Raw genomic sequence first — 12,684 nt, 5'->3', positions numbered from 1 at the left:
AGCGCAAGGCACAGATTGCCGGATTATAGGCATAGAGGAGACAGCACGTCCCTGCGCTCTTTACGTTTGGATCTAAGCCATCCTATTCTCGGGCGAGTGGCTGCCCCCAGGGTATTGCCCGGGGGATATAATGTCGGCGCTTTCTTTCTCGAAGATTTCCTCATCGCTGAATACGCTTCTGGCTGCAATCGGTCTGCTGACGGTGGCGGTGCTTACGACGCCCGATATCGTCGGACAAACCAGGCTCATCCTGGAAGTCGTGCTTGCTGGCGTCTGGGCCATCTATGTTCTGCAATTGATCGAGACGCTGGTCATACATCGCGCAAGGGACGTGCGCGGCAGGATCCCGGAAATCGCCGTCGACATGCTGGCCGTTCTGGTCCCTCTGGTTGCCTTTTTTCTCATCCGAGGGCGCGATCAAAGCCTCTATTGCGCCATCTGGCTTTTGAAGCCGCTGCGGGGTTCGATCTTCTTCCGGCTGCTTGGCAGGGTTCTGACCAAGGAAGCGCGCAACCTGATCGGCGTCACCTCGATCTTTGTCATCGTTTTGTTTGCCGCAGCACTTGCGGCTTACATCATCGAACGTGACGTCCAGCCTGACAAGTTCGGCAGTATTCCCCTCGCAATGTGGTGGGCCGTAACGACGTTATCGACCACTGGCTATGGTGACGAAATCCCGCAAAGTTTCGCCGGTCGCACCCTTGCCGGGTTGGTCATGATGTGCGGAATCGGCATCTTTGCCTTATGGGCCGGTATTCTCGCCACCGGCTTCTACGAAGAGGTTCGCCGCCAGGACTTCGTGCGCAACTGGCAGCTGGTTGCCGGAGTTCCGCTGTTTCAGAAGCTCGGTTCGGGTGCTCTCATCGAGATCGTACGGGCGCTGAGACCTCGCGTCGTCCCGGCCGGTGGCATCATCTGCCGCAAGGGCGAAGCCGGCGACCAGATGTATTTCATCGTCGAGGGCCGCGTCAGCGTCGCCACGCCGAATCCAGTGGAACTTGGTTCCGGCAGCTTCTTCGGCGAGATGGCGCTGATTACCGGCGAGCCCCGCTCGGCAACTGTCAGCGCCGCGACCGAAGTCTCGCTGCTGTCGCTCTATGCATCGGATTTCCAGATGCTGTCGAGCAGCAGCCCGGAGATCGCCGAGATCATCCGCAACACCGCGCTCGAACGGAGAGCGGCGGCACCGAAGGCTTGACGCGATTGGCTTCATGCCGCAGGCCCCTCCGAGAGCACAATAAATTGCGGATACTAGCTGCCATCCCGTGGTGCATTGACGTCGATATAACGGATATGGCAGCCTAACGAGTATTGAGCGCCGTCTCCTTATTCGAGGGCGCCTTCACATTGGTTCGGCACGGCTCGATGCACCCCCGATTACTCAAGACATTCCTGGCGGTCGCGCGGAACCGGAACTTCACCCGTGCAGCCGAAGAGGTCCATCTCGCACAATCGAGCGTAAGCGATCAGATCCAGTCGCTCGAGGCTGAATTGGGCACTGCGCTTTTTATCCGGTCGAGATCGGGCCTGGAGCTGACGGCAGCCGGCGAGGCACTGAAACCCTATGCCGAGGAATTACTGGCAATCGCCTACGAGGCGCGCGCTGCCGTTGAAGCAGTCTCCGCAGCTGCGGCTGGCAAGGTGACGATCGGCGCGCTAGAGACCATCGCTTCCATGAAGCTTCCGCAATGGCTGCCGACCCTTCGGCGCGATCATCACGATATCGATCTGCGTGTTACGATCGCGGGCAGTGGCGATCTATTGCGCAAGCTTGAAGCCGGTGAGATCGACGTCGCCTTCTGCTTTGACAGGGGCGAGGTCGATGAACGCCTCGCAAAGCGGGTGATATCGACGGAGCCGCTGATCCTCATCACCCCTCCCGCACTGGAGGCGTCATCTAAGACGAGCGATCTGGCGGCACTCGCTTCGATGAACTTCGTAGCAACCGAAGACGGCTGCATCTACCGGCACCTGTTCGACAAGGCATTCGAGGCAGCAGGGACGGCAGCACCGAAGCTCGCCGCCGAAGTCGGCAGCATCGGCACCATTGCGCGGCTGGTGGCAGCCGGTACGGGCTCGAGCCTTGTTCCTCGGTTTGCCGTCGCCGACGCACTCCATCGTGGCGAAATCGACGAAATGCCCTGGCCGGGGCCAATGCGGACAGCCTCGCTTGTGATGATCTGGCGGCGCAGGCGTGTTCAGCCGCCGGCTTTGAAGCTGTTCCTGGCTTTCGCAAGCGCCGGCTTTGCGTCCACTAGATCAGCCGATGCCCGCCCTCGACATGCAGTATCGTCCCTGTTGTGAAGGCGTTACCCATCAGGAAGCTGATAGCATCGGCGATGTCTTCCGGTTGTCCCACTCGTCCGACTAACAGCCGTTTTGCCATCGCGCCCAATGCTTCCTCTTTGCGATCACCGGCAACGAACGTCCAGATGGGCGTATCGACCCAGCCAGGTGAAACGGCGTTCACACGAATGGGCGCCAACTCAACGGCGAGTGCGCGAACCAGCCCTTCCAGACCAGCATTGGCGGCAGCGACCACCGACCCTCGTGCGGCCGGACGATAAGCGGCAATGCCTGACGTGAACGTGATGGAGCCAACGGCAGAGAGTAAAGGCGACCCATATTTCGCAAGCAGCAGCGGACCGTAGAATTTACTGTCCACGACCCTTTGCGCAGCCCTGAGGTCCAATGAAGGCAGCAACTCATAAGCGCCTTCGATATCGGCGGCAGTGCTTACGATATGGTCGAGCCGGCCGATGCGCTCAAACAGATCGGCCACTTGGCTTTCTTGCGCGACATCGACCGTCTCAATGGAAACCAATGGGCTTTGAAGTTCCGTGCAAGCGCGCTTGAGCTTATCCGCGTTCCGTCCAGCGATAATGACCTCGGCTCCAGCTGCGAGCGCGCGTTTCGCCAGCGCCAATCCCATTCCGGAGCTGCCGCCGACAATAAGAATTCTCGAATTCGCAATTTCAGTGATTGCCATGTCTTTCATTCCAGCAGGTGATGACCATGGCCGAACATTCGCAAAGCTGCGCAAGAAGATGAAACGGAGAAAAACGATGGCACCATCGGAATCGCCGATGGTGGGTATCGTCTTAGGCACACCGAATTCGATTGCCGGAGCCGCCAACAAACCTGTTGCAATTCCCCCCGCCTGCGCTATCCCCTAGAGGAGAGACATTGGTCAGCGAGGCGCGACACCGTCATGGATTCGATCCTCTATTCCACAGCAGACAATCCGGCACCGGAAAACCGTACCGAAGGCTTCTTCGAAAGTTTCGACGGCCGCAAGCTGCGCTATGCCGTCTTCCGCAGCGAGCAGTCGGTCGCCAAGGGAACCGTTGTGCTGCTGCAGGGCCGTAACGAATTCATCGAAAAATATTTCGAGACGATCCGTGACCTCACAGCCAAGGGTCTGTGGGTCGCGACCTTCGATCTGCGCGGCCAGGGCGGATCCGAGCGGCTGCTGAAAGACCCGCTGCGCGGCCATATCCGCCATTTTTCCGATTATGAGCGGGATCTGACCGCCTTTCTCGACAAGATCGTCCTGCCGGATACCCGCCTGCCCTTTTTTCTGCTCGCCCATTCGACGGGCGGGCTGATTGCCCTGTCGGCCGCACCGAGGCTCGCGAGCCGCATCGACCGTATGGTGCTGTCGGCCCCCTTTATCGGCTTGACCGGCCATGGCGCCTCCCCTGGTTTTATCCGCTTTCTGTCCGGCGCGGTCAGCGGTGTCGGCCTAGGCCGGATGCAGTTCAGCAAGAAATTCAAGGAAAGACCGTTTGCCGAGAACCCGTTGACCACGGACGAGCAGCGCTACCGGCGCAACACCGGCATCGGCATCACCTATCCACAGCTTTGCCTGGGGCCGCCGACGGCAAGCTGGCTGTCGCAAGCCTTGCGGGCAATCGAACGGGTCAACATGCCCGAACATCTGTTTTCGATCCAGATTCCCACGGTTCTAATTGCACCGACACGCGACGGCGTCGTGCCCTATGCCGATCAGGAGCGGCTGTCGCGCTATTTCCGCGCCGCACAGCTCGTTCCAATTCACGGCGCCAAGCATGAAATCCTGCAGGAACGGGACATCTATCGCAACCAGGCACTTGCCGCGATCCACGCCTTCATCCCTGGCAGCGACGCCGAGAGCAATGCCTATGAGATCGAAGCGCAAGCTTGATTCTCAGCGCGACAGGACGGCCAAAGCCTGCTCGTAAACGGCTCGGCTGCCGCCTGCAATGATCGTTCCGCCCATTTCCGGTCGGCCGCCATCCCAGGTGGTCATAATGCCGCCGGCCTGCTCGATGACCGGAATGATGCCGCCGACATCGTAGGGTTTCAGCGAATTTTCGATGACGAGATCGATATGGCCGGCCGCAAGCAGCGCATAGGCATAACAATCGCAGCCATAGCGGAAGAGGCGCACCTGACTTTCGATTTCGCGATATTTGGCAAGCTCGTCGCCGACGAAGAGATGCGGCGAGGTGGTGAAGAGGATGGCATTCGAGAGGCTGCCGCAATCGCGGACCTGCAACCGTCTCTCGCCGTCCGGACCGGAATAGGTAGCACCATTGCTATCGGCAAAATAGCGCTCGCCGGTAAAGGGCTGGTCGATCAGGCCCATGACGGCGCGGCCGTTCTTCTGCAGGCCGATCAGCGTTCCCCAGACCGGGACACCCGAGATGAACGCGCGCGTGCCGTCGATCGGATCGATGACCCAGATATGCTCGCGGTCGAGCCCGACATTGCCATGCTCCTCGCCCAGAATGCCGTGCTCTGGGAATTCGGCCTCGATCAATGCGCGAATCGCCTGTTCGGCCGCACGGTCCCCTTCCGTCACGGGATCAAAGCCCTTGGCTTCCTTGTTGACCACATCGATGCCGGCACGAAAGCGCGGCAGGGTTTCGGCCTTGGCCGCTTCGGCCAGACGATAGAAGAACGAGCGATCGGGAAGCATGGTGAATCCGGATAAGTGACGGGATGGCGATGTCATAACGCATATAAGTCGTGAAGCAAACCGGATGATGACGCACTGGGCGCAATGCCTGCGGATCAGGCAGGATTTTTAAGTTTGCCTAAATATTTTGCACTGCAATAAAGTGCTTGACATTTGTGCAGCGCAGCAGCAATATCCTCATGCAGTCTTCTGACTGTAAATACCCTCCTTGGGTGTTTCCTCCCTAGACTTAGCCGCGCCACGAGCGCGGTTCTTTTTTGCCTGGCCTACCTATTTTGCAAGGGAATCCGCATTCACTGCGGTACTGTGGAAGGCACCTTCGATTTCACAAAATCGAGATCATTGCTGTCTGCCGCCTGAGTGGGCAGCGTCATGAACTGGTTGACGGCTGTAAATATCATCCAATAGGTCGGCCGCTGCCAGATTTCGGTAACGGTGGACCAGGGAACGTTGGCCGCCCCCAACTCGGACGCCACGTCAAATCCATCATCATGAAAAGCAAACACCGCCTGTCGCGTCGACATTTTGCGGAACTTTCCAACCGTATTGCGGTAATGCGCGATCCATAAGACGATAATCATAGCCGGGCAGAGAAGAACGAGACTGCCGAAGACGCCGGTCAGCCATCCGGTGCCATCACTCCAAAGCTGCCAAAGAAACAGCAGGATTATTGCAATTTCCGCTACCCAGAGGCGCTGATTGACAATCAGCCGCCGCCAGACAAAGGCCGTCACGGCATCGCGCACCATTTCTTCCGTGTAGGTGACAGTGATAGTCCGATGCATCGCCCACCCACTACGCACAGCCTATCGGCAGCTTCGAATTCCGACGTCGCCCATAAAGAGATTTTGCCTGGCCGCGCGTCAATTCGGCAAACTCAATGACGACAAACGGTCACTCCGCCGCCAGCGCCGGATCGCCCGTATAGGATTCCACATGCTCCGCCATGCGCTTCATGAAGAGCGTGATGGCGGCGGCGACCTTGTCGAAATCCGGACGCTTCTCGAGCGTTGTCTCGTCGACATAGAGAGAGCGATTGACCTCTATCTGCAGGGCATGCAGCCCGCGGGATGGGCGGCCGTAATGTTCGGTGATGAAGCCGCCGGCATAAGGCTTGTTGCGCACCGCGTTGAAGCCGAGCTCCTCGAGAATCTGCATGGCCGCGCGTGAAAGCTCGGCGGAGGCGCTGGTGCCGTAGCGATCGCCAAGGATGAAATCCGGCCGCATGTTGCTGCCGGCGATACGGATATTGCCCGGCATGGAATGACAATCGACCAGCACGCCGAAGCCGAATTTGACATGGGTGCGCGCGATCAGTCGCCGCAGCGTGGCGTGGTAAGGCTTGTAGATCGTGTCGATGCGCTTCAGCGCATCTTCTACCGGGACGCGGCGCGCATAGATCTCCATGTTCTCGGCGACGATTCGCGGGATCGTGCCAAGACCGCCGGCGACCCGCAGCGAATTGATGTTCGCATAGGATGGCAGCGCACCGTCGAACATGCGCGGATCGAGCTCATAGGGCTCGCGATTCACGTCGATATAGGCGCGCGGAAAATTGGCAAACAGCAGCGGCGCACCGAGAGAGCTTGCCGCCGAAAAAAGCTCGTCGACATAATGATCCTCGGAGCGGCGGATGGCGATGCCCTGCAGGCGGGACTGGGCGACGAAATCGGGGGGATAGATGCGACCACTATGAGGCGAGCTGTAGACAAACGGTATCGTCTGGGAGGCTGGCTCCAATACCTCGAAAATCTCGAAACTGCGCATTTCTGCGGACATCAACGTCTTTACCATGTCAACAACTTGTCGCAGTAATCATGTTGCCAGTTGCATGACCGCAAGTCCATAGTAACTTGAGCGAAATGGCCTTAATCCAAAACACCGTATTCGGAATCTCGGAAGCCCGATTAGCGAAAACACAGGACGTTTTCGTGGAATCCACCTATGCTTCGAACAAATGCTGGAATGGCGCGTTTTGGCTGACCATTCACGGCTTGTTTACGGCGTCGCGGTACCCTAAACGCTGGACGAGTCCAACAAGACAAAGTTGATTAGCGATAGAGATGATGACCCAGAAGATACTTCTTGCCGAAGACGACAACGACATGCGTCGCTTTCTCGTGAAGGCACTCGAAAAAGCCGGCTACAAGGTCTTGTCCTTTGACAATGGAGCCAGCGCTTACGACCGGCTGCGCGAAGAGCCGTTCTCGCTGCTTTTGACTGACATCGTTATGCCCGAGATGGACGGCATCGAGCTGGCGCGGCGCGCCACCGAGCTCGATCCCGATCTGAAAGTGATGTTCATCACCGGCTTTGCCGCCGTCGCTTTGAACCCCGATTCGAAGGCGCCGAAGGATGCCAAGGTCCTTTCCAAGCCTTTCCACCTCCGCGAGCTGGTCGACGAGGTCAACAAACTCCTTGCTGCGTAAGGCTTTCGGCGGCCCAGTTACAAAACCGAAAAAAAGCCTATTGACGGCGACCAAGGTTTTGTGATCTATGCGCCGCCATCGGATGGGCGTGTAGCTCAGCGGGAGAGCACTACGTTGACATCGTAGGGGTCACAAGTTCGATCCTTGTCACGCCCACCATCCTAATTCGCTGAAAAGCAAGGCCTTTCGAGAAATCGAAAGGCCTTTTTCATTTCCTGTCGTTTGGCTACATCCGCGCATGTCGCGGAAGTTTTGCATGGGCAAAGCGTTTCGCCAGGCCGCGGCCGTTTGTCGACCGTCAGCGATCCAGAATATGCCGCAGCACCGCCGTCGTCGGGTAGGCATAGACGCCACGATCGACGAAGCCCTGGCGGTAGAGGCAATCCCTGAGAGCCAGCCAGTAGAGTGTGCTGTTCGCATCCGGCGATCCACGCCGCCAGGAATAGGCTTCGGGCTCGCAATGATTGAGGGCCCTGTCATATCTTGCCAGCACCACTGGATCGCTGTCGGCGCGAATGCCGCCATGGTAGGTCTGGTAATTCGAAGGCGCCTCACCGGCAGAGACGCATGCCAGGCTCAAAATCGCTCCCAGCGCTAACATCATTCTCATGTGCTTCGATCTCCAACTAGCTGCGTCCCGAAAAATTCGAGCGCAGGTCGAGAATAGTAGTCTTTTGAAAGATAGCCAATCACATGCTGCTGTTCGCTGCGATTGCGAGTTGAACGGAGCCTGCGACACAAGTTCCCGCCACAAGCCGCTTGACTTCCGGCCGCGCCGTCATCCTACTGTCATATCAGCGCATCGATCATACGGGAGGACGAGATGACGGTGGTGAAGCGGCAGTTCTACAAGAACCACAAGCCCAACGGCGATGAATATATGTTTCACCTCGCCCGCGACACCGAAAGCGGCGAGGTCTACGTCATTCGCCAAGCGGATTATGTCGTCGACGGCGGCAGCGAGAAGAGCATGACCCTTTATGAATTCCTGGCCGGTGGCGGCAATCGCCAGAATGCCCTGCTGCAGTTGATCGGCTCGCTCGTTCCGGAATCGGCGCAGCAACATTAACGCATTTCGCGCTGGGACCGCGGATGGCCTTGCGATAGCGAGATGTGTGACGTCAAACGCTGAAGCGCCCAGTGTTAATCCGGGCGATTTCAGCGGGTTTCGGGTTTGCGCCCCGCTTCGGGTTGACTGCCACATTTGGATCGGCGAATTTGCTGGGGCTTGAAAGGAGCCCCACTTATGCGATTCGCAGGCATTGCTTTTGGATTGACCATCTTGGCCGCAACCTCGGCCGGCGCAGTGGATGATTTCCCATCGAAAGGCGTCACCGTCGTTAGTGGAAAATGCTCCAAGCTCGTGGTCGGCAAGCTCGATGCCTCCAAGGGATGCAAGGCCGAAATCGCCAGCGTCACCGGCCCCGATGGATCCGTGACCTTCATCTTCACGTCCGGCGGCAAGATGCTTGGCTTCCAGGGCAACGGCAAGGGCATCAAGGCAGGCAGCCAGAAGGGGACGGCGCAATTGCCGATCGACGTCATCTCGACCGGTGCCGGCGGCAAGATATCGGGCCAGGTTGAAGCCAGGGGCACTTGCACCTTCGCCAATCCCTATGCCGGCAAGCCGATCGCCATCGAATGCTCGGCAAAATCGACCGAGATGAGCTTCAACGGCAGCTTTACTTCCGACGGCAAGACGCCTCGACACAAGTAGCACCCATTCGCCGCGCTGCCACCGTCCGAGCTCCAACACTCGAATTAATGCCGCGGCGTGGTCTTTTGCTTCCGACCATGATTGGCATCGGCCGGCGCCTCGCGCGACAGGTCTGCGCCGTTGACGTGTGCAGGAACGTGTACATCCTCGTGGGTGACGGGATGCAGGGTAAGATCCACCTGATGCGGCGGCAGGACCTGAGCTTGGCGTAGCGTATTCGGCCGTGCCTTTTTCTGTCGTTCCGTCAGTTCCGGTTTTTGCGTTTGCGACTTGGGGTGGATGGGTGTCGGGCTCATCGGAGCTTCTCCTGTCTGTCGCTGTTGTCGGGATAACGATCCGCCTGAGGTTTTGAAGCGGCGGGGCGGCACAAGGCCGCTTGAAGGGCAAACGCGGCCCTCCCTGTTTGGTTCCTCGAATTCTCAATTATCAAGGGCAGTTGCTGTCGCCACGATTTCAACTCTTGACCTGCATCGCAACTTCACTAACTATGAAGCATCTCCGCGCCTCCCTGACATCGGCGACGGATTGAACTTTGGTGCCGGGCCCCTCTGGCGAGAGTTTTCACGGCGCTCTCGCGATGTCGGTACCGCCTGCAGATGAGCCGGCGGACTTCGTTTCCATGATCAGCTTGACCATGCCTCACCCGCATGCCGTCTTCGGTATGCGGCTATGCGCGCAATCCGGACAGATTCACTCCCTTTGCGGCGAGGCGCGCACATGAACTCGCGCACCGCTTCAAAATCCGTACTCGGCTATTTCGGCTGGGCTTTTGCCGCTACAGTCGGCGGCCTTGCCCTCGGTGCCCTGCTGGGCTGGAACACCACCGGCACCTTCAGCGGTCTTGCCACGGCCTTCTTCATCTGTGCCGTCCTCGCCGTGCTCGAAATCTCGCTTTCCTTTGACAATGCCATCGTCAACGCCAACAAGCTGAAGGAGATGACGCCGGTCTGGCAGCATCGCTTCCTGACCTGGGGCATCATCATCGCCGTCTTCGGCATGCGGATCATCTTTCCGCTGGCGATCGTCGCCATCGCCGCCTGGATCAATCCATGGGAAGCGCTGAAACTCGCCGCCGCGAAGCCCGAGCAATATGCCGAGATCATGCAGGCGGCACATCTGCCGATCGCCGCCTTCGGCGGCACCTTCCTGATGATGGTGGGCCTGACCTATTTCTTCAATCACGAAAAGGACGTGCACTGGATCAGCTTCATCGAGAAGCGGATGGCGCATTTCGCCACCGTCAAGGGCGTGGAGATCGCCTTCGTGCTGATCATGGTCCTCATCTTCACCTCCGTGCTCGACGGTGACGATGCCACGATCTTCCTGCACGCCTCGATCTACGGCCTCCTCACCTTCCTGCTCGTGGAGGTTCTGGCCGGCTTTCTGGATGCCTCGCAAAGAACGATGAGCGCGGCGGCAAAGGGTGGATTTGGCGCTTTCCTCTATCTCGAAATCCTCGACGCCAGCTTCTCTTTCGACGGCGTCATCGGCGCCTTCGCTCTCACCCAGAACCTCTTCATCATCGCGATCGGCCTCGGCATCGGCGCCATGTACGTCCGGTCCATGACGATCATGCTGGTGGAAAAAGGAACGCTCGCCCACTATCGCTACCTCGAACATGGCGCCTTCTACGCCATACTGATCCTTTCGGTGATCATGTACGTGCAGACGCTGACGCATATCCCGGAAGTCATCACCGGCCTTGGCGGCGCGGCCCTGATCGGCATCTCGCTCTGGTCCTCGATCCGGTACAACAGGCGCAATGGTCTCGACCATACGCCAGTGCACGATGAAGAGCACGACAGGGCGGAAGCTTGATCTCCGACATAATGACGATCATCACCATAGCCTCGCTGGCCTATGGCGGATCCTGAGGGCAGGATCGTACTTATCGATTCTGCCTCGCTCCCCCTTTCGGAAAGGCGCGCGCACCGGACTTTCATCGGGATTTCCGAGCCGAGATCGCCGAATGTTTACGCTACTGGCATATTAGCGCTAGCGTTTTGCCAAAAAATATCGCAATGGCGATTGACGTTGTCGAAGGAGCATGGCGGAGAGCGCAACGGTTGCGCTCTTGACGGTCGGCTCTCGGTTGAAGTGTCCAGGAGAGGCAGAATATGGCAGCAAAGATCGTTCCGGTGATCATGGCAGGTGGCAAGGGTACGCGGCTATGGCCGCTGTCGCGCGCTTCCGCCCCGAAGCAATTCATTCAATTCATCGGCGACAAGACGCTGTTCCAGAATACTTTGGAGCGGGTGGCCGATCCCGAGCTCTATGAAGCGCCGATCGTCCTGACCAATGAGGAATTCCGTTTCCTCGTCGCAGAGCAGGCCCGCGAACTCGACCTGAAACTGGCCGCCGTGCTGCTGGAGCCCATCGCCCGCAATACTGCCGCTGCCGTTGCCGCCGCCGCTGCGCTCGTCACCGAGCTCTTCGGCAAGGACGCGATCATGCATGTCCTCGGCTCCGATTACGAGATCGATGCCAACACTATCTATTATGATTGCGTGCGCCTGGCCCGCGACACGGCACTGCAGGGCAAGCTCGTTACCTTCGGCATCAAGCCGACCGAGCCGGCCACCGGCTACGGCTATATCGAAACCGGCAAGGCGCTCTCGACCGGCGCCCATGCCGTCAAGCGTTTTGTCGAGAAGCCTGCCTTGGACAAGGCTCAGGAGATGGTTGCCAGTGGCCAATTCTACTGGAATTCCGGCATGTTCATGTTCTCGGCCTCCCAGCTTCTCGCCGAGATCAAGGAATTTGCGCCCGACGTCGAAAGGGCTGCCAGCAAGGCCGTCTCGAAATCGACGCGCGATCTCGATTTTACCCGCCTCGACGCCGACAATTTCTCCAAGAGCCCGGACATCTCCATCGACTACGCGCTGATGGAAAAGACGGCGAACGCCGCCGTCGTTCCCTCGCCCTTCACCTGGTCCGATCTCGGCAGCTGGGATGCGGTGTGGAAAGTCGGCACCCGCGACGAAAGCGGCAACGTGTCGGCGGGCGCCACGACGCTGGTCAACACCAAGAATTCGCTTGTCATGTCGCATAGCCTGCACGTTGCCGTGCAGGGCCTTGAGGACGTCGCCGTCATCGCCAGCGAAGACGCCGTCTATGTCGGCCACCTCAAGGATAGCCAAGAAGTCGGCAAGCTCGTCAAGCTGCTGGCGAGCGAGAAGAAGACCGCGAAGCTCACCGAAACGCACCCCACCTCTTACCGCCCCTGGGGCGGCTATACCTCCGTGCTGAACGGTGAGCGCTTCCAGGTGAAGCGCATCTTCGTGCTGCCGGGCAAGAAGCTGTCGCTGCAGAAGCATCACCACCGCTCCGAGCACTGGATCGTCGTCAAGGGCACGGCCGAAGTGACGGTCGGCGAAAACGTGCAGATGCTGCGCGAAAACGAATCGATCTACATCCCGCTCGGCGAAGTGCATCGCCTGTCCAACCCGGGCAAGATCCTGCTGGAGCTCATCGAAGTGCAGACCGGATCCTATCTCGGCGAAGACGACATCATCCGCCTTGTCGACGAGTTCGGCAGAAGCTGAACGCAGGCAAACAGATCAAGATTTCAGAAC

14 protein-coding genes and 1 tRNA gene are annotated in these 12,684 nt (G+C 58.8%); 9 read left to right on the top strand and 6 right to left on the bottom strand.

Features of this window, described 5'->3' with window-relative positions:
- Positions 1–130: 130 nt before the first annotated feature.
- Positions 131–1,198: a cyclic nucleotide-gated ion channel gene (locus FBZ99_RS05845; protein ID WP_145631904.1), complete on the top strand. Its 1,068-nt coding sequence runs from the start codon at positions 131–133 to the stop codon at positions 1,196–1,198.
- 167 nt (positions 1,199–1,365) lie between these two features.
- Positions 1,366–2,304, top strand: a complete 939-nt coding sequence (locus tag FBZ99_RS05840) for a LysR family transcriptional regulator (protein ID WP_145631902.1) — start codon at positions 1,366–1,368, stop codon at positions 2,302–2,304.
- Here the strand turns inward: FBZ99_RS05840 and FBZ99_RS05835 are convergent.
- Positions 2,255–2,989 carry an SDR family oxidoreductase gene (locus tag FBZ99_RS05835; protein ID WP_145632768.1) on the bottom strand — a complete coding sequence of 245 codons (735 nt, stop codon included), beginning with the start codon at positions 2,987–2,989 and terminating at the stop codon, positions 2,255–2,257. The genes FBZ99_RS05840 and FBZ99_RS05835 overlap by 50 nt on opposite strands.
- Positions 2,990–3,211: 222 nt before the next feature.
- On the opposite strand from FBZ99_RS05835, the gene FBZ99_RS05830 reads away from it, so the two are divergent.
- A complete protein-coding gene (locus FBZ99_RS05830) occupies positions 3,212–4,186 on the top strand; it encodes an alpha/beta fold hydrolase (protein ID WP_145631899.1) in 975 nt (324 codons plus the stop codon).
- 3 nt (positions 4,187–4,189) lie between these two features.
- Here the strand turns inward: FBZ99_RS05830 and hisN are convergent, their stop codons facing one another.
- From hisN to FBZ99_RS05815, 3 genes are all read right to left on the bottom strand, one after another.
- Positions 4,190–4,963 carry a histidinol-phosphatase gene (hisN, locus tag FBZ99_RS05825; protein ID WP_145631898.1) on the bottom strand — a complete coding sequence of 258 codons (774 nt, stop codon included), beginning with the start codon at positions 4,961–4,963 and terminating at the stop codon, positions 4,190–4,192.
- A gap of 293 nt (positions 4,964–5,256) precedes the next feature.
- Positions 5,257–5,712, bottom strand: a complete 456-nt coding sequence (locus FBZ99_RS05820) for a YcxB family protein (RefSeq protein ID WP_145631896.1) — start codon at positions 5,710–5,712, stop codon at positions 5,257–5,259.
- 145 nt (positions 5,713–5,857) lie between these two features.
- Entirely contained in the window at positions 5,858–6,757 is a 900-nt protein-coding gene (locus FBZ99_RS05815; protein ID WP_245300428.1) for an N-formylglutamate amidohydrolase, read from the bottom strand.
- A 272-nt stretch (positions 6,758–7,029) separates the two neighbouring features.
- On the opposite strand from FBZ99_RS05815, the gene cpdR1 reads away from it, so the two are divergent.
- Both cpdR1 and FBZ99_RS05805 read left to right on the top strand, forming a co-directional pair.
- Positions 7,030–7,392 carry a response regulator CpdR1 gene (gene cpdR1 / locus FBZ99_RS05810; RefSeq protein WP_004117561.1) on the top strand — a complete coding sequence of 121 codons (363 nt, stop codon included), beginning with the start codon at positions 7,030–7,032 and terminating at the stop codon, positions 7,390–7,392.
- Positions 7,393–7,476: 84 nt separating this feature from the next.
- A tRNA-Val gene (locus FBZ99_RS05805) sits at positions 7,477–7,551 on the top strand.
- A gap of 139 nt (positions 7,552–7,690) precedes the next feature.
- Here the strand turns inward: FBZ99_RS05805 and FBZ99_RS05800 are convergent.
- The gene (locus FBZ99_RS05800) at positions 7,691–8,002 is read right to left on the bottom strand and encodes a hypothetical protein (RefSeq protein ID WP_069613278.1); all 312 of its coding nucleotides are present in this window, start codon (positions 8,000–8,002) and stop codon (positions 7,691–7,693) included.
- Between the two features lie 213 nt (positions 8,003–8,215).
- Between FBZ99_RS05800 and FBZ99_RS05795 the strand changes: the two genes are divergently transcribed.
- Together FBZ99_RS05795 and FBZ99_RS05790 are read left to right on the top strand one after the other, a co-directional pair.
- Complete coding sequence (locus FBZ99_RS05795; protein ID WP_069613279.1) at positions 8,216–8,461, top strand: hypothetical protein; 246 nt, start codon at positions 8,216–8,218, stop codon at positions 8,459–8,461.
- A 177-nt stretch (positions 8,462–8,638) separates the two neighbouring features.
- Positions 8,639–9,109, top strand: coding sequence for a hypothetical protein (locus FBZ99_RS05790; RefSeq protein ID WP_113330505.1), 471 nt, complete (start codon positions 8,639–8,641; stop codon positions 9,107–9,109).
- Positions 9,110–9,153: 44 nt separating this feature from the next.
- Here FBZ99_RS05790 and FBZ99_RS05785 read toward each other — a convergent pair whose 3' ends face one another.
- Positions 9,154–9,405: a hypothetical protein gene (locus FBZ99_RS05785; protein ID WP_113330506.1), complete on the bottom strand. Its 252-nt coding sequence runs from the start codon at positions 9,403–9,405 to the stop codon at positions 9,154–9,156.
- Positions 9,406–9,826: 421 nt separating this feature from the next.
- Between FBZ99_RS05785 and FBZ99_RS05780 the strand changes: the two genes are divergently transcribed.
- Positions 9,827–10,927, top strand: a complete 1,101-nt coding sequence (locus FBZ99_RS05780; RefSeq protein ID WP_145631894.1) for a DUF475 domain-containing protein — start codon at positions 9,827–9,829, stop codon at positions 10,925–10,927.
- A gap of 299 nt (positions 10,928–11,226) precedes the next feature.
- On the top strand, positions 11,227–12,654 hold the full coding sequence (locus tag FBZ99_RS05775; RefSeq protein WP_113354989.1) for a mannose-1-phosphate guanylyltransferase/mannose-6-phosphate isomerase: 1,428 nt from the start codon (positions 11,227–11,229) through the stop codon (positions 12,652–12,654).
- Positions 12,655–12,684 lie beyond the last annotated feature (30 nt).

The sequence above is a fragment of the Rhizobium sp. ERR 1071 genome, assembly GCF_007828675.1.
GTDB lineage: Bacteria > Pseudomonadota > Alphaproteobacteria > Rhizobiales > Rhizobiaceae > Rhizobium > Rhizobium dioscoreae.
This window is presented reverse-complemented; position numbering and strand designations above follow the sequence as displayed.